This window comes from Mycolicibacterium litorale (assembly GCF_010731695.1).
Classification (GTDB): domain Bacteria; phylum Actinomycetota; class Actinomycetes; order Mycobacteriales; family Mycobacteriaceae; genus Mycobacterium; species Mycobacterium litorale.
On the sequence record NZ_AP022586.1, the window covers coordinates 4162776 to 4179520 of the forward strand.

Here is a 16745-nt window from a genome sequence, read left to right on the forward strand (position 1 = left end):
TTGGCACTACCAATAGGTCCTCGCAACCGCTGGCATGAACCATTGACATAAATGGTTTGAACCTTTTACGGTGGGCCGCGTGTACGACTACGGCACGTTCTCGTTCGAGTCCAAGACTCAGGTGCTGGATCGGGCGAAGGCGTTCTGGAATCCGGACAAGACCCAATTCTGGACCGACGCAGGCGTCGATCTGGTCATCGACCGCAGGGAGGACTATTTCCTGTGGGACATGAGCGGACGCCGGCTCATCGACATGCACCTCAACGGCGGCACCTACAACCTGGGCCACCGCAATCCCGAAGTGATGCAAGCCGTTTCGCAGGGCATGGAGATCTTCGACGTCGGTAACCACCACTTCCCGTCGGTCGCCCGCACCGCGCTGGCGCAGCGACTGGTGGAGACCGCACCCGATTCGATCAGCAAAGTGGCCTTCGGATCCGGCGGCGGCGAGGCCATCGACATCGCGCTCAAGAGCGCCCGCCACGCCACCGGACGCCGCAAGATCGTCTCGATCATCAAGGCGTACCACGGTCACACGGGCCTGGCCGTCGCGACCGGTGACGAGCGTTTCGCGAAGCTGTTCCTCTCCGACCGCCCCGACGAGTTCATCCAGGTGCCCTTCGGCGACGTCGCCGCGATGGAGAAGGCACTGTCGGGCAACGACGTCGCCGCGGTCATCATGGAGACGATCCCCGCGACGTACGGATTCCCGCTGCCCCCACCGGGTTACCTCGAAGCGGTCTTCGCGCTGACCCACAAGTACGGCGCCCTGTACATCGCGGACGAGGTGCAGACCGGGCTGATGCGCACCGGTGAACTGTGGGCCATCACCAAACACGGCATCGAACCCGACATCCTGGTCACCGGCAAGGGGCTGTCCGGCGGCGTCTACCCGATCACCGCGGCGCTGCTGGGTGAGCGCGCCGCGCAGTGGCTCGACCAGGATGGATTCGCCCACATCTCCACCTTCGGCGGCGCCGAACTGGGCTGCGTCGCGGCGATCAAGACCCTCGAGATCACCACCCGGCCCGAGGTGCGGTCGATGGTGCACTACATCGCCGACATCTTCGACGCCGGGCTGCGCCGCATCCAGGCCGACTACCCGGACTGGTTCATCGGCATCCGGCAGAACGGCGTGGTGATCGGGTTGGAGTTCGACCACCCCGAGGGCGCGAAGTTCGTGATGCGCGAACTCTACGAGAACGGGGTGTGGGCGATCTTCTCGACGCTGGATCCCCGTGTGCTGCAGTTCAAACCGGGCCTGCTGCTCGGCCGCGACCTGTGTGAGGACGTGCTGGACCGGCTCGAGGTCGCGGTGGGCCGGGCGATGACCGCAGCCAGGAAGGGACGACCGTGACCAGCTTCGCTGCAGCGGGCCACATGCTCGAGCGCGCCCGGTGGGCGGCACGGGCCTACGCCGACTACGACCAGACCGCCGTCGAGGCCATCGTCACCGCGGTGGCCGACGCCGCGTACGGCGCCGCGGAACGTTTCGCCGCCGAGGCCGTCGCCGAGACCGGGATGGGCGTCGTCGCGGACAAGGTGGTCAAGAACCAGGCCTGCTCCCGCGGCATCGTGGACTACTACCGCGGTCAGGACTTCGTCTCGCCGCGGGTGGACGCCGTCAACAAGATCGTCGAGATCCCGCGGCCCGCGGGTGTGGTGCTCGCGCTGACCCCGACCACGAACCCCGTCTCCACCGTGTACTTCAAGGTGCTGCTGGCACTGATGACCCGCAATGCCGTCGTGGTGGCGCCCCATCCGCGTGCCAAGCAGTGCTCGGCCGACGCGGCGCACCTACTCGCCGAGGCCGCGATCGCGGCAGGCGCGCCCGCCGGCATCGTCCAGGTGGTCGAGGAGCCGTCGATCCCGTTGGTCGAGGCGTTGATGGCCGACGAACGCACCGACGTCATCGTCGCCACCGGCGGCACCGGTGTGGTGCGCGCGGCGTACTCGTCGGGCACTCCGGCGCTCGGCGTCGGACCCGGCAACGTGCCCGTCCTCGTCGACGCCAGCGCCGACGTCAACGCGGCCGCCAAACGCATTGTCGACAGCAAGGCGTTCGACAACTCCGTGCTGTGCACCAACGAATCGGTGCTGATCGCCGAGGAGTCGATCGCCGACGCGCTGCGCGCAGCGCTCACCCGCGCAGGCGCCCACATCCTCGACGCCGACGCCACCGACCGACTGCGCGCGTACATGTTCACCGACGGCCACCTCAACACCGACGTCGTCGGCCGCGACGCCGCGTGGATCGCCGCGCAGGCCGGCATCCGGGTGACCCCCAAGACCCGTGTGCTCGTCGCCCCGTTCGCGCACGTGATCAGCGAGGAGATGCTGGCACACGAGAAGCTCTCACCGGTGATCGGGATGACGACCGTGCCCGACGCGGCCCGCGGCATTCGCGCCGCCCGCGCGGTGGTGCGCATCGGCGGCGCCGGCCACTCGGCGGCCATCCACAGCGAGAACTCCGCTGTCATCACCGAATTCGCAACGCAGGTACCGGTGTTGCGGGTGTCGGTCAACGTCGGCAACAGCACCGGCAGCTCGGGTCTGGAGACGAACCTGGCGCCGTCGATGACCATCGGCACCGGCTTCGTCGGCCGCAGCTCGATCGGCGAGAACCTGCGCCCGGACAATCTCATGAACTGGGCCCGCATCGCCTACAACAGCGCACCGGGCGTCGTCATGCCGAGTTTCGCCGGCATCGACCCGTGGCGGTCGCCGGCGGGCCCGGTGCCCGAATACCCCCGGCCCTCCAACGATCGCGACGCACCGCCGGTGTCCGCGTCCCGCGGCGCCCAGCCGGTCCGCCGCCCGGCCGACCCGAGCATCGAGGCGCTGCGGGCCGAACTGCGGGCGCTGGTCGTCGAAGAGCTCGCACAACTGATCAAGAGGTGAGTCGTGGCTGAACTGCGTTCCTTCATCTTCATCGACCGGCTGCAGCCGCAGACGATGTCGTATCTGGGCACCTGGATCAAGGGTGCGCTGCCGCGGGCTGGCATGGCGGCCCAGATCATCGAGGTGGCCCCCGGTCTGGACATCGAGGGCATCACCGATGTCGCGCTCAAGCATGCCGAGGTCAAGGCCGGAGTCCTGGTGGTCGAGCGGCAGTTCGGCTACCTCGAGTTCCACGGTGAGACCGGTGCGGTGAAGGCCGCCGCCGACGCCGCGCTCGAATCCCTGGGCCAGGACCTCGACTCCGCGGTGCGGCCCACGATCCTGGCCTCGCGCATCATCTCCAGCATCGACCACCAGCACGCATTCCTGATCAACCGCAACAAGATCGGGTCCATGGTGCTCGCCGGCGAATCGCTGTTCGTGCTCGAGGTCGCCCCGGCGTCGTATGCGATCCTGGCGACCAACGAGGCCGAGAAGGCCGCCGACATCAAGGTCGTCGACTTCCGGATGATCGGCGCCACCGGCCGGGTCTACCTGTCCGGCACCGAGGCCGACATCCGCCAGGCCGCCGAGGCCGCTCAGGACGCCCTCGCCCGGAGCACCGCGTGAGCACCCTCGACCGCGCCGAATTGCGCGCCCTGGTGAGGGAAGTCGTCCGCGATGCCGTCAAGGACCTCGCGGTGAAGAACGGCGGCGCATCGAAGGCGCCGGCTCCCCCGGCCCCGGCCCCGGCCCCTGCACCTCCGCCGGTGCAGACGGTGGCCGACCAGTTCGGTGTCACGCCCAGCGGTCCGCTCAACGCCGACCAGAAGCACCGCGCCGAGTCGGTGCGACTGACCAGCGATCGCGAACTGGACGCCTTCGTCCGCACCCTGCTCAAACTGTTCGAGAACCCCAAGGCCCGTGCGGATCTCAAGGCGGGCCGGCTGACCTTCCGGCTCGCCGGTGCCACCACCAGCGGACGCGGTGCGTCCCAGCGCATCGACAGCGGCGCCGTCACCGAACGGCACATCGCCGACGTGGCCGCCGCAGGTGCGTCGCTGGTGCTGGGCCCGCGCGCGGTGCTGACGCCGCTGGCGCGGGAGAAAGCCAGGGCACTCGGGGTGACGATCGAGAAGGAGAAGCGCAGATGATTGCCGCGACCGTGACCGGAAACGTGTGGTCCACCCGCCGGATCGACGGCATCCCGGCCGGAGCCTTCCTCGAAGTCGAGGTGGACGGTTCCAGCAGCCGGATGATCGCCTTCGACGTGCTCGGCAGCGGTGTGGGCGAGCGGGTGCTGATCGCCCAGGGATCGGTCGCCGCCAACTGGTTCACCGGAACCCCGCCGCCCGTCGACGCACTCATCATCGGTTCCATCGACGACCCCAGCTCCGCAGAAGCGCGCTGACGGACACCACGAGGATAGACAGAGAGATAGAGGAGAAAAACAATGCCCAGCAACGCAATCGGTCTCATCGAGACCAAGGGCTACGTAGCAGCGCTGGCCGCGGCCGACGCCATGGTCAAGGCGGCCAACGTCACCATCACCGACCGTCAGCAGGTCGGCGACGGCCTCGTCGCGGTCATCGTCACCGGTGAGGTCGGCGCGGTGAAGGCCGCCACCGAGGCGGGCGCCGAGGCGGCATCGCAGGTCGGCGAGCTCGTCAGCGTCCACGTCATCCCGCGGCCGCACAGCGAGCTCGGCGCACACTTCGCCGTCTCCGCTCAGTAATCTCCCTGCCGCACCATCTCGTAAGGAAGTGACGGCCATGCCCGCGACGGCTTCGGAGACGCGCACCGACATTCGCGTCTACCTGCTGGTTGAGGATCTGCAACGGCAGTTCGCCGCCTATCTCGGTACACCGACCCGCGCCAGGGGATACCCGCCCTACGAGGGTGAGCACGCGCTCATCGTCGAGGTGTCCCCGGCGCTGGCCATCGAGCGGGTGATCGACCTGGCGCTGCGTGAGGTCCCCGGCATCCAGCCCGGAATCCTCTACGTCGAGCGTCAGTTCGGCGTCCTGGAGATCCACTCCGGCAACCTGTCCGACGTCCGTCGCGCCGGCGAGGCGATCCTCTCCGGCACCGGCAACAAGGCCAGTGACCAGCTGCGGCCGCGGGTGCTCTACCACGACATCATCGAGGACATCACCGACCAGCACGCGGTGATCCTCAACCGCAACCGACAGGCCTCGATGATCCTGCCCGGCCAGTCCCTGCTGGTGTACGAGATGACGCCGGCCCTGTTCGCGGCGGTCGCCGCCAACGAGGCCGAACGGGCCGCTCCTGGGCTGACCGTGGTCGACGTGCAGATGATCGGCGCGGCGGGCCGCCTCTACATCGGCGGCTCGGTCGCGGACGTCACGACCGCGCGCGACCGCATCACCTCGGTGCTCGCCGCGATCGAAGGGCGCGATCACTGATGGCGGAGGTCATCGCCGACGACATCGACGTGGCCGAACGTGCACTGGCCGACTACGACCTGCCACCGACGTCCACGCTGCGGCTGCTGAACCTGTCGGAGAACGCCACCTATCTGGTCGAGGACGCCGACAGCGGCGCCAAATCGATCCTGCGGGTGCACCGGCAGAACTACCACCGCCCGCACGAGATCGAATCCGAGCTCGACTGGCTCGCCGCGCTGCGCCGGGACAGCGACGTCACGGTGCCGACGGTGCTGCCCGCCCGCGACGGCAGGCGTGTGGTCACCATCGACGCCAACGGAACCCCGCGCCACGTCGTGCATTTCGACATGGTGGCCGGCGCGGAACCCGACGAGGGCACGGTCACACTCGACGATTTCCGCACCCTCGGCCGGATCACCGCGGCCCTGCACGACCATTCCCGGTCATGGACCCGCCCGCAGGGTTTCGACCGGTTCTCGTGGGACTGGGCGAACTGCCTGGGTGAGGACCCCCGCTGGGGCCGCTGGCACGACGCCGAGGGCGTCGGCCCGGAGGAGAGCCACCTGCTCGAACGCGCCCAGGATCTGCTGCAGCGGCGGCTCTCCGAATACGGGACCGGCCCGGACCGGTACGGGCTCATCCACGCCGACCTGCGGTTGGCCAACCTGCTCGTCGATCCGCCCACCATCACCGTCATCGACTTCGACGACTGCGGATTCGGCTGGTTCTTCTACGATTTCGGCACCGCGGTCTCGTTCATGGAGGACGATCCCGCGCTGCCCGAGTGGCAGGCCTCCTGGGTCGCGGGCTACCGCAGCCGCCGTCCGATGACCCAGGCCGACGAGGACATGCTGGCCTCGTTCGTGTTCCTGCGGCGGCTGCTGCTGCTGGCCTGGATGGGCACCCACAGCCACTCCAAGGAATCGAAGTCCAAAGCCATCAGCTACGCCGCGGGCAGCTGCGCGCTGGCCGAACGTTATCTCAGCACCAACGGCCAGCGACTGGCCTGACCCGGCCCCTCCCCTCTACCCCCTAGGAATCGCACAATGTTCACCTCACTGCAGGGCCGTTCCGCGATCGTCACCGGCGGCAGCAAGGGCATCGGCCGAGGAATCGCCGAGACATTCGCCGACGCCGGCGTCGACGTGGTCATCACCGGCCGCAACCAGGCCGACATCGACACCACCGTCGCCGATCTGAGCGGCAAGGCCGGCAAGGTCAGCGGCGTCGCCGCCGACGTGGCCGACCCGGCCGACTGCCGGCGCGTGGTCGACACCACCGTCGAGCGACACGGCGCCCTCGACATCGTGTGCGCCAACGCCGGCATCTTCCCGTCCGGCCGGCTCGAGGAACTCACCCCCGAGGACATCGAGCAGGTGCTGGCCGTGAATTTCAAGGGCACCGTCTACATCGTGCAGGCCGCGCTCGCGGCGTTGACAGCCAGCGGCCACGGCCGCGTCATCGTCACCTCGTCGATCACCGGACCCGTCACCGGATATCCCGGCTGGTCGCACTACGGGGCGAGCAAGTCCGCGCAGCTCGGGTTCATCCGCACGGCGGCAATGGAACTCGCCCCCAAGCGCATCACCATCAACGCGGTGCTGCCGGGCAACATCATCACCGAGGGCCTGGTCGACATGGGCGAGGACTACATGAACCAGATGGCCGCGGCGATCCCCGCAGGCCGGCTGGGCAGCGTGGCCGACATCGGCAACGCCGCGCTGTTCTTCGCCACCGATGAGGCCTCCTACATCACCGGTCAGAGCCTGATCGTCGACGGCGGGCAGATCCTGCCCGAGTCGCATCAGGCGATCGCCGAGTTGTAGCCCGGACGGCCGGCGGGCGGCCGCTAGAATTGGTTCTACCAATTCGTTTCGACATCACCTCGACATTGGGAGGTCAGCCGGTGCCGACGCACAGCGAGGAGTTGCGGCGCCGGATCGTGGCCGACATCAACGCCGGTGTGCCCGGGGCGAAACTGGGCAGCGAACGCGACCTCGCCGACCGGTACGGCACCAGCCGATCGAGCCTGCGACAGGTGCTGGCGGCGCTGGAGGAGGCCGGCCTGGTGCACCGGGTGATCGGGCGGGCGGGCGGCATCTTCATCAGCCACGGCCAGGTCGAACGCAACCTCGCCGACGTGGTCGGCGTGCCGGCGTTCCTGGCCAACCAGGGTTACGTGGCCGGCACCCGGGTGCTGTCCACCAAGATCGCCCCGGTCGACGACGCCACCCAGGCCGCGCTGCGGTTGCAGCCCAGCGACTTCGTCGTCGAGATCCAGCGGCTGCGGCTGGCCGACGGCTCACCGATCTCGTTGGAGCTGGCCCAGTTTCCCGCCGACGCCTTCCCCGGGCTGCTCGAACAGCAGCTCGGCGGTTCGATCTACGAGATCCTGGAGAGCCGCTACGGCCTGGTGCCCGGGCGGGCCGATGAACGCATCGAGGCGGTGACCGCCACCAGCACCGAGGCGTCGCTGCTCGGGGTGAAGCCCAAGTCCGCGCTGCTGCTGATCACGCGGGTCACCTACGACAGTTCCGGGATGCCGTGCGAGTTCTCCCGCGACCTGTTCCGCGGCGACCGCATCTACCTCGCGGTCACCGCGCAGGGCCGAGGAATCGGGAAGGGCCTCGGCGCCCGGGACGCCAACACCGCCTCGGTGACGCTGCAGAGCCAGCTCGCCGTCTAACCCTGTCCGGTGGCCTTCATCAGCTGCTCGGACACCATCGCCAGCACCGGTCGCGGCGCCACCCGATAGCCGAGCGCGAGGAGGCGGTTGTGCAGTCCGGACACCACGGTGGGGAACGGCCGGTCGAGCGCCTTGAGTGCGGTGTCGACCACCTGCGCGGAGGTCTGACGGCCGCGGGTCATGAAGCTCTTGCCGGTGCGGTCGAAGAACTCGGTCTCCGTGGCGCCCGGGCACAGCGTCAGCACCTTGACCCCTGTTCCTCTCGTCTCCTGCCACAGCGCCTCGGTGAATGACAGCACGAACGCTTTGGTGGCCCCGTAGACCGCCATGCTGGGCACCGGCTGGAACCCCGCTGTCGATCCGACGTTGATGACGACACCGCGTTCGGCGGCGATCATCGCCGGCAGCAGACGCCCGGTCAGTTCCACCAGGGTGATGCAGTTCAGCTGGATCTGCGCGGCGTTGGCGGCAGGGTCCTGTTCGGCGAACCGCCCGTGCAGACCGATGCCCGCGTTGTTGATCAGTGCGTCGACGTGGCGGCCGAGGGACTCGACCTGACCGACGACGTCGGCGGCCGCTCCCGGGACCGCGAGATCGGCCGACAGGATGTCGACGGTGATACCGGGGTGGTGTTCGAGCAGGCGGCCGCGTAACTCCTCGAGCCGCTCGGTGCGGCGTGCGACGAGGATCAGCGAGGCCCCGTCGGCGGCCAGGCGGGTGGCGAACTCCTCGCCGATACCGCCACTGGCACCGGTGACGAGTGCGGTGTATCCGGCGAGCTTCATCGTTTCTCCTTCATTGGTCCAACGTAACCACCGACGCGCACCGACCGTCGTATCGTCGGGCACATGACGGCTCTGGATCGCGGAGCCGGGAACAACTGCTCGATGAGGAGCGCCACCGTGACCATCCACGCGGAAACTCAGGCCCCGGCATCTCACGCCCAAACGGCGTTCGACCAGGACGTCGCCGACACCCAGCGCTATTTCGACAGCCCGCGGTTCGAGGGCATCACCCGCCTCTACACGGCCCGGCAGGTCGTCGAGCAGCGCGGCACGATCCCCGTCGATTACACCGTGGCCCGGGAGGCGGCGACGGCCTTCTACCCGCGGCTTCGCGAACTGTTCGCCGAGGGCAAGAGCATCACGACCTTCGGCCCCTACTCCCCCGGCCAGGCCGTCACGATGAAACGCGTCGGCATCGAGGGCATCTACCTCGGCGGGTGGGCGACGTCGGCGAAGGGGTCCACCGACGAGGATCCCGGGCCCGATCTGGCCAGCTATCCGCTCAGCCAGGTGCCCGACGAGGCCGCGGGTCTGGTGCGCGCGCTGCTCACCGCCGACCGCAACCAGAACTACCTGCGGCTGCGGATGAGCCCCGAACAGAGGGCGAGCACGCCGGTCTACGACTTCCGGCCGTTCATCATCGCCGACGCCGACACCGGCCATGGCGGTGATCCGCACGTGCGCAACCTGATTCGCCGGTTCGTCGAGGCCGGTGTGCCCGGCTACCACATCGAGGACCAGCGTCCCGGCACCAAGAAGTGCGGCCATCAGGGCGGCAAGGTGCTGGTGCCGTCGGACGAACAGATCAAACGGCTCAACACCGCCCGCTTCCAGCTCGACATCATGGGGGTGCCCGGCATCATCGTGGCCCGCACCGACGCCGAGGCGGCCAACCTGATCGACAGCCGTGCCGACGAACGCGATCAGCCGTTCCTGCTCGGCGCGACGAATCTGTCGATCCCGTCGTACAAGTCGTGCTTCCTGGCGATGATGCGCAGCTTCTACGACGCGGGTGTCACCGCGCTCAACGGCCATCTGCTGTACTGGCTGCCCGAGGGCGAGTACGCGACCGCCAGGGCCTGGCTGGAGCGCCACGGCATCGCCGACGTGATCGCCAAGGCCGTCGAGCAGTGGCGTTCGGACGGCGACCCGACCAACGACGCGCTCTACGACGACGTCGAGTCGCAGTTCATCGCCGCGTGGGAGGAGGACGCCGGGCTCAAGACGTACGCCGAGGCGGTGGCGGCGCGGCTGGAGTTCGCCGAGGGCGACGGCGAGGCGTACGCGATGGGCGTCGACGAGTGGCAGCAATTCGCCAAGCGGGCGTCGCTGTACACCGCAGGCAAGAAGGCCAGGGAGCTCGGCGTCGACGTGGCCTGGGACTGCGAACTGGCCAAGACGCCCGAGGGCTATTACCAACTGCGCGGCGGTATTCCGTACGCGATCGCCAAACAGCTGGCCGCCGCGCCGTTCGCCGACATCCTGTGGATGGAGACCAAGACGGCCGACCTCGCCGACGCCCGGGAGTTCGCCGAGGCCATCCACGCCGAATTCCCCGACAAGATGCTTGCCTACAACCTGTCGCCGTCGTTCAACTGGGACACCACCGGGATGACCGACGAGGACATGCGGGCGTTCCCCGAGGAGCTCGGCAAGATGGGCTTCGTCTTCAACTTCATCACCTACGGCGGGCACCAGGTCGACGGCGTCGCCTCCGAGGAGTTCGCGACCGCGCTGCGACAGGACGGCATGCTGGCACTGGCGCGCCTGCAGCGAAAGATGCGGCTGGTCGAATCCCCCTATCGCACACCGCAGACGCTGGTCGGCGGGCCGCGAAGCGATGCGGCGCTGCTGGCGTCGTCGGGCCGTACCGCCACCACCAAGGCGATGGGTAAGGGTTCCACCCAGCATCAGCATCTGGTGCAGACCGAGGTGCCCAAGAAGCTGCTGGAGGACTGGCTGGCGCTGTGGAGTGAGCACTATCAGCTCGGGGAGAAGCTGCGGGTGCAGCTGCGGCCGCGGCGCGCCGGCGGGGAGGTGCTGGAGCTCGGTATCTACGGCGAGCGATCCGGCGGTGAGGAGAAACTCGCCGACGTGCTCGTCGACCCGATCAAGGACCGGTACGGCCGCAGCATCCTCACGGTGCGCGACCAGAACACCTACGCCGAGAAGCTGCGCCAGAAGCGGCTGATGACGTTGGTGCACCTGTGGCTGGTGCACCGCTTCAAGGCCGACGCCGTGTATTACGTGACACCGACCGACGACAACGTCTACCAGACCGAGAAGATGAAGTCGCACGGCATCTTCAGCAACGTGCACAAGGATGTCGGTGAGATCATCGTCGCCGACGTCAACCACGAGCGCATCGAGGAACTGCTGGCCTCCGACCGGGAAGCGCTCGGGCGGCTGATCCGCAAGGAGGACTGACGCTAGACGGTTCGGCCGGCGATGATCGTCGTCCGGACGCGGTCGCCGTCGAGGTCGGCCAGCACGTCGCGCGGTGTGCCCTCGACGACGCACAGGTCTGCGGGCTGCCCGAGCGCGACGGTCCGCGGCGCCGTCGGCGCGTCGGCGGAGCCGTGGAACAGCGCGAATGCCGTTGCACTGTCGATCTTCTCGCGGGGTCCGAGTATTGCTCCCGACGGGGTGCGGCGCTGTACGGCCGCCCGCATCACCGCCCACGGGTCGCCGTCGCCGAACGGGGTGTCGGTCGAAAACGCCAGTGGCACACCTGCCCTCAGCAGGCTCGCAACGCGCCACAATTCGTGCTGCGCGTCGGCCGGCACGTCGGCGAGATACTGATCGCCGCGTTCGGCGACGAAGTTCGGCTGCGTCACCACGGTCACGCCGAGGCCGACGAGGTCGCCGACGCAGTCGTCGGGCACCACGGCGGCGTGCTCGATGCGGTCCCCCGGGCGTACACCCGCGACGCGCAGCGCGGCGATCGTGACGACCAGCTGCGCGGCGGTGACGCAGTGCACCGCGACCGGTACACCCCCGGCGTGCGTGTCGGTGATCCAGTCCGTCAGCTCGTCGAGGTCGAGTCCGTCGTCGTGCAGGATCCGCTTACCCGGGGCGAGGACGTGGAGGCGCTGGAGGACCTCGCCTTCGAGATGCGCGTCGAGACCCGGTGTGGCGTCGGTGACCCCGGTCACCCCGTAACGCGCCAGCCGCCTGCTGAGCCGGTCCAGCGGCACGTCCCGGCGTTCGGCCGTCCAGCCCGGATCGGCGCTGTGCAGTGTGCCGTCGGGATGGTCGCTGCGCCCCAGGCGCGCCAGCCCGGCCGAGTTGACCGTCCACACCACGCCGCTGCGGTGCTGTACCCGCACGGGCACCGCGGGGCACAGCGCGTCGAGCGCCGCGCGGTCCAGCGGCCCGGCGACCGCCTCGTGGTAGCCCACGGCTCGGATCCACCCGTCGTCGCCCGGTATCGCGTCGGCCAGTGCGCGCACCAGACCGTCGCGGTCTCCCACGTCGCCGGGTCCGACCCGCACCGAATCAAGGGCCGCCGCCGCGGCGAGCAGGTGGACGTGGTGGTCGTGCAGCCCGGGGATCACCGTCTGGCCCGCGGCGTCGAGGACCGTCTCCCCACGCTCGGGCGCCAGCGTCGCCGCGACGTCGGCGATGCGGTCCCGCAGACGGATGTCGACCCGTGAGCCGTCGAGCAGCGTGGCGCGTTGAATCAACATGGTGCCGAACGGCTTTCGAGCAGACGACGTACCGCGGCATTGTCGGCGCCCAGGCCGGACGCCGGTGCGCGAGGGGCGGGCCGGTGCGGTGTCACATCGACGGTGCCCTCGTCGGGCAGGGCGGCGTAGCTCGCTGCGACGCCCGCCATCGACACCGCGAGCAGCTCACCGCCGCCTCGGCGCAGCGCCTCGAAGACCGCGTGGGCCGCCGTGAGCCCGGTCAGCGGGTCCGCGATCGCGTCGCCCAGGAAATGCGGCGCGTCACCCGTACCGCCGACCAGACCGCCCGCCACCGCGGCGTCGTCCCCGAACGCAACCCATTCGGCGCGCTCACCCGTCGTGCCGTATCCGGTGATGCGCACCCAGACCCGTCCGTCGCGTGCGGGAATCGTGTCCGGCCCCAGACCCCGTCGCGCCAACGCGGCCGGCCGCGATCCCTCGATCACCACATCGGCCGCGGCGAGCAGCGCGCGCAATTCGCCTGGGTTGTCGAAATCCAAAGTGACACAGTGCTTCCCGCTGTTCACCCAGTCGAAGAACTCAGGCGACCCGCCGCGGGTCCCGTCGGGACGTGTCGGGCTCTCGACCTTCACCACGGTCGCCCCGGCACCGGCCAGCATGCGGCCGCACAACGGTCCGGCCCACATCGACGCGAGCTCGACGACCAGCAGGTCCGCCCATGTGCGCGGCGCGGCCGGCGGGCCGAGTGGCGTGCCGTCGGGCTGCGCCGGCGAGGTCTCGGCGAGCACCGCGGCGGGCATCCCCAACAGGCGCGCACGGGCGACGGCGGTGTCCGCATCCCGGTTCGTCAGCCAATCCGCGATGGCCGGCCACGGGTCCGTGCCGACGTCGTCGCCCTCGAGCAGGGCGGGCACGGCCGCGACGTCATCGGGCCGGGACAGCGTGAGCGCGCACCACGCGTCGCGCGCCCGCAGTAGCCGCGACGCCCCGCCTGCCGAGACCTGCCCCGGCTGCGGCAGGCCGAGCAGTGCGGCCCGTCCGGTCAGCAGTTCGGGGATGTCCACGTCGACGGGCAGCGCCGCCGCCAGGCGTCCGGCGTGCGCGAGCACCGCGGCCGGAATCGCGAACACACTCACCGCGCCATTGTCCCGCGAGCAGACACAGACTCGCGTCCGGAGCTGCCCAAGCACGCGATTCTCTGTCTGCTACGCGCGCAGGATGCGCTCGCGGGCCTGGGGCGCACACCGTTGGAACCACGACTCGGCCGCGGCGGGAGTGGTCTGCTCGCGGGGAAACGGCGGCGAGCGAGCTCAGAAGTGGAGCGCGGAGAACTTCCAGTCCAGCACCTGGCGGTCCTGGTCGCCGCCGACGGCGTACACCAGCGACCGCAGGTGGAGCACCCCGCCGCGGCCATCGGGCAGCGGCGTCACGGCCTCGACGTGCAGCCGGCTGTAGAGGGTGTCGCCCTCGTGCACCGGGCCGGTGTGATCGCAGGACTCCCACGCCAGCACCGTCGCCAGATCGGGCAGCAGCCGGGTGGCCTGTGCCAGCGCCAGCCCGATGGTGTGCCCGCCGTACACCAGGCGCCGGCCGCCTCCGACCCGCGAATCATGGTGTGCGGCGGCGATGTTGAGCGTGAGGCGCGCGAGTTCCGGCGCGCTGGTCACCACGTCGGCGGTGCTGTGAAGCACCGCACCCGCGAGCCGGGAATCGAGTGCCGACGACGGCACGCGCGTCCGGTAGGCGTCGGCGTCCCAGTCCGCCGCCGGATCCGGGACCGGGTTGTCCGTGCCGATCGTCGACAGGTCGTCGGCGTGTCCCGTGTCGGCGGCGCCGTCGCGCAGCGGCAGCATCGCGCAGCGGTGAAAGTCCAGCACGAGACGGCCGAGTTGATCGACGGTCGTCATTCGCAGCGCGGCCAGACCGGTCGGTGCGCGTCCCGGTTTGGCCGAGTTCTGTTTCAGCCCCACGACTTCGGTGCGGGTGAACAGGCTGTCGCCCAGGACGGGATAGCGGTGAAACGCCAGGCCGCGGTAGAAGAGGTTGGCCTTCACCCGCTGGGTCACCACCGTCGACTGGCCGATCGCGACGTCGCACACCAGGCCGGGATGCGCCAGCGGCGCCGTCGCGCCCGTCACCGCCGCGGCGAGCTCGGCGTCGAGTGCCAGGCGCAGCCGGTCGCCGAGGATCGACTGGTGCACGGCGGCCGCGCCGGCCGTCAGCGTCATCGACGGCGCGGTGTCGAACGCCTGGCCCACCGCGAGATCGTCGAAGTAAGGTCCGCCGGCGATATGGCCGTACAAAGTCACGGCCCGATGCTGACAGTGCACGATCGGCTGTGTCAATATGGCCGTACATTTGCGAGGAGTTCCATGAGCAGCCAGTTGAGTGCAGAAGAGACCATGCTGGTCGAAACGGTCCGCGCGTTCGTGGACCGCGACGTCAAGCCCTCGGTGCGCGAGGTCGAACACGCCAACGACTATCCGGGGGCGTGGATCGAGCAGATGAAGCGCATCGGCATCTACGGGCTGGCGGTCCCCGAGGAGTACGGCGGCTCGCCGGTGTCGACGCCCTGCTACGTCGAGGTCACCCAGGAGCTCTCCCGCGGCTGGATGAGCCTGGCGGGCGCGATGGGCGGGCACACCGTCGTCGCGAAACTGCTCACACTGTTCGGCACCGAGGACCAGAAGCGGGCGTACCTGCCCGGGATGGCCAGCGGCGAGATCCGGGCGACCATGGCGCTGACGGAGCCGGGAGGCGGCTCTGACCTGCAGAACATGAGCACCACGGCGCTGCCGTCCGACGGTGACGGTCTGGTCGTCAACGGATCGAAGACGTGGATCAGCAACGCGCGCAGGTCGGGTCTGATCGCGCTGCTGTGCAAGACCGACCCGTCCGCGACGCCTCGGCACCGGGGTATCTCGGTGGTGCTCGTCGAACAGGGCACGACGGGGCTGTCCGTGTCGCGGGATCTGCCCAAACTCGGCTACAAGGGCGTGGAGAGCTGCGAGCTCATCTTCGACGACTGCCGGGTGCCGGCGACGGCGATTCTCGGCGGGGAGCCCGGCCGGGGCTTCGCGCAGATGATGAAGGGGCTGGAGACGGGCCGCATCCAGGTGGCCTCGCGGGCGCTGGGGGTGGCGACGGCCGCGCTCGAGGACGCGCTGCGCTACGCCCAGGACCGGGAGAGCTTCGGTCAGCCGATCTGGAAGCACCAGTCGATCGGGAACTACCTGGCCGACATGGCGACCAAGCTGACCGCGGCGCGACAGCTGACCCGGTACGCCGCCGAGCGGTACGACAGCGGGGAGCGCGCCGACATGGAGGCTGGGATGGCCAAACTGTTCGCCTCCGAGGTCGCGATGGAGATCGCGCTCAACGCGGTCCGGATCCACGGCGGATACGGTTACTCCACCGAATTCGACGTCGAGCGCTACTTCCGCGACGCCCCGCTGATGATTGTCGGTGAGGGCACCAACGAGATCCAGCGCAACGTGATCGCCGCCCAGCTGGTCGCCCGGGGCGGGATCTAGGAGCCCGCGATCAAACCCGAGCCGGCCTACCAGCTGCTGCGCGACCGCCTGCGCGGCGAGATCGCGGCCGGCCGCTACCGGGACGGCACGCGGCTGCCGACCGAGACCGAACTCGTTGCGCAGCACGGGTTGTCGCGCCAGACGGTGCGGCGGGCTTTTCAGGACCTCGTAGCCGAAGGGGTGGTGTACCGGGTCCCGGGGCGGGGCACCTACGCGCGGGAGTCCGGGCGGTACCTCCGTCAGCTGGGTTCCATCGAGGACCTGATGAGCCTGTCCCAGGACACCACGATGGAGGTGGTGCGCGGGGTCGGGCGCCGGGTCGACGTGGCGGCGGCCAGCCGGTTGCGGCTCGACGACGACGTCGTCCACACCGTGGTGTTCCGCCGCCTGCACGGTGCATCCGGCCACGGGGTGCCCTTCGTGGCGACGACGGTGCACCTGCCGCCGTCGATCGCCCGCCACGTCGACGGGGACCCCGCGCTGCAGACCGGTGCGGTCAGCACCCACACCGTGATCGGGCTGCTCGAACCGCATCTGGCTGAGCCCATTGCCGAAGCGGCGCAGTCGATCACGGTCGCGCCGGCCGACGATGCGGTCGCCTCGGCGGTGGGCTGTCCGCAGGGACACGCGATGCTGCGCGTCGACCGCCTGTACTCGGACAGTGCGGGCAGGCCCGTCGAGTTGTCGGTCAGCCACTTCCTGCCCGAGCAGTACACCTACCGGGTGACGTTGCGCCGCTCGAGCTGACCGGTGACTGACGTATTCCTTGACAGGAATATGTCAAGGGTCGTACGTTCGGAGGC

The 16745-nt window shown here is 69.5% G+C and carries 17 protein-coding genes; 13 read left to right on the top strand and 4 right to left on the bottom strand.

The window, feature by feature from the left end; translation table 11 throughout:
• Nucleotides 1-79: 79 nt before the first annotated feature.
• The 10 genes from G6N30_RS19775 to G6N30_RS19820 all read left to right on the top strand — a co-directional run bounded on the left by G6N30_RS19775 (nt 80) and on the right by G6N30_RS19820 (nt 7974).
• Nucleotides 80-1357 carry a class-III pyridoxal-phosphate-dependent aminotransferase gene (locus tag G6N30_RS19775; RefSeq protein WP_134059256.1) on the top strand — a complete coding sequence of 426 codons (1278 nt, stop codon included), beginning with the start codon at nt 80-82 and terminating at the stop codon, nt 1355-1357.
• Between the two features lie 23 nt (nt 1358-1380).
• Nucleotides 1381-2901, top strand: a complete 1521-nt coding sequence (locus G6N30_RS19780) for an aldehyde dehydrogenase family protein (RefSeq protein WP_134059259.1) — start codon at nt 1381-1383, stop codon at nt 2899-2901.
• A 3-nt stretch (nt 2902-2904) separates the two neighbouring features.
• Entirely contained in the window at nt 2905-3510 is a 606-nt protein-coding gene (locus G6N30_RS19785; protein WP_134058280.1) for a BMC domain-containing protein, read from the top strand.
• Nucleotides 3507-4034 (top strand): hypothetical protein, encoded by a 528-nt coding sequence (locus tag G6N30_RS19790; RefSeq protein ID WP_134058282.1) that lies wholly within the window; start codon nt 3507-3509, stop codon nt 4032-4034. Before G6N30_RS19785 ends, G6N30_RS19790 begins: the two co-directional genes overlap by 4 nt.
• The gene (locus G6N30_RS19795) at nt 4031-4291 is read left to right on the top strand and encodes a EutN/CcmL family microcompartment protein (RefSeq protein WP_134058284.1); all 261 of its coding nucleotides are present in this window, start codon (nt 4031-4033) and stop codon (nt 4289-4291) included. The genes G6N30_RS19790 and G6N30_RS19795 overlap by 4 nt, the downstream gene beginning before the upstream one ends.
• A 42-nt stretch (nt 4292-4333) precedes the next feature.
• The gene (locus G6N30_RS19800; protein WP_059091216.1) at nt 4334-4615 is read left to right on the top strand and encodes a BMC domain-containing protein; all 282 of its coding nucleotides are present in this window, start codon (nt 4334-4336) and stop codon (nt 4613-4615) included.
• A 37-nt stretch (nt 4616-4652) separates the two neighbouring features.
• Nucleotides 4653-5306, top strand: a complete 654-nt coding sequence (locus tag G6N30_RS19805) for a microcompartment protein (protein ID WP_134058286.1) — start codon at nt 4653-4655, stop codon at nt 5304-5306.
• Nucleotides 5306-6298 carry a phosphotransferase enzyme family protein gene (locus G6N30_RS19810; protein WP_134058288.1) on the top strand — a complete coding sequence of 331 codons (993 nt, stop codon included), beginning with the start codon at nt 5306-5308 and terminating at the stop codon, nt 6296-6298. Before G6N30_RS19805 ends, G6N30_RS19810 begins: the two co-directional genes overlap by 1 nt.
• Before the next feature lie 36 nt (nt 6299-6334).
• Entirely contained in the window at nt 6335-7114 is a 780-nt protein-coding gene (gene fabG, locus G6N30_RS19815) for a 3-oxoacyl-ACP reductase FabG (RefSeq protein ID WP_134058290.1), read from the top strand.
• A gap of 80 nt (nt 7115-7194) precedes the next feature.
• A complete protein-coding gene (locus tag G6N30_RS19820) occupies nt 7195-7974 on the top strand; it encodes a GntR family transcriptional regulator (RefSeq protein WP_134058292.1) in 780 nt (259 codons plus the stop codon).
• On the opposite strand, the gene G6N30_RS19825 is transcribed toward G6N30_RS19820, so the two are convergent.
• On the bottom strand, nt 7971-8759 hold the full coding sequence (locus tag G6N30_RS19825) for an SDR family NAD(P)-dependent oxidoreductase (RefSeq protein ID WP_134058294.1): 789 nt from the start codon (nt 8757-8759) through the stop codon (nt 7971-7973). The two genes, G6N30_RS19820 and G6N30_RS19825, sit on opposite strands and share 4 nt — an antisense overlap.
• A 102-nt stretch (nt 8760-8861) precedes the next feature.
• Here G6N30_RS19825 and aceA point away from each other — a divergent pair, with 102 nt between their 5' ends.
• Nucleotides 8862-11186 (top strand): isocitrate lyase ICL2, encoded by a 2325-nt coding sequence (gene aceA / locus G6N30_RS19830; RefSeq protein WP_134059262.1) that lies wholly within the window; start codon nt 8862-8864, stop codon nt 11184-11186.
• Between the two features lie 2 nt (nt 11187-11188).
• Here aceA and G6N30_RS19835 read toward each other — a convergent pair whose 3' ends face one another.
• The 3 genes from G6N30_RS19835 to G6N30_RS19845 all read right to left on the bottom strand — a co-directional run bounded on the left by G6N30_RS19835 (nt 11189) and on the right by G6N30_RS19845 (nt 14718).
• Nucleotides 11189-12448 (bottom strand): amidohydrolase family protein, encoded by a 1260-nt coding sequence (locus G6N30_RS19835; RefSeq protein ID WP_134058296.1) that lies wholly within the window; start codon nt 12446-12448, stop codon nt 11189-11191.
• Entirely contained in the window at nt 12442-13545 is a 1104-nt protein-coding gene (locus tag G6N30_RS19840; protein ID WP_134058298.1) for a CoA transferase, read from the bottom strand. Before G6N30_RS19840 ends, G6N30_RS19835 begins: the two co-directional genes overlap by 7 nt.
• Nucleotides 13546-13719: 174 nt before the next feature.
• Nucleotides 13720-14718, bottom strand: coding sequence for a hotdog family protein (locus tag G6N30_RS19845; RefSeq protein ID WP_134058300.1), 999 nt, complete (start codon nt 14716-14718; stop codon nt 13720-13722).
• Between the two features lie 63 nt (nt 14719-14781).
• Between G6N30_RS19845 and G6N30_RS19850 the strand changes: the two genes are divergently transcribed.
• Both G6N30_RS19850 and G6N30_RS19855 read left to right on the top strand, forming a co-directional pair.
• Nucleotides 14782-15942, top strand: a complete 1161-nt coding sequence (locus tag G6N30_RS19850) for an acyl-CoA dehydrogenase family protein (RefSeq protein ID WP_134058302.1) — start codon at nt 14782-14784, stop codon at nt 15940-15942.
• A gap of 9 nt (nt 15943-15951) precedes the next feature.
• Nucleotides 15952-16689 carry a GntR family transcriptional regulator gene (locus G6N30_RS19855; RefSeq protein WP_134058304.1) on the top strand — a complete coding sequence of 246 codons (738 nt, stop codon included), beginning with the start codon at nt 15952-15954 and terminating at the stop codon, nt 16687-16689.
• Nucleotides 16690-16745: the final 56 nt, after the last annotated feature.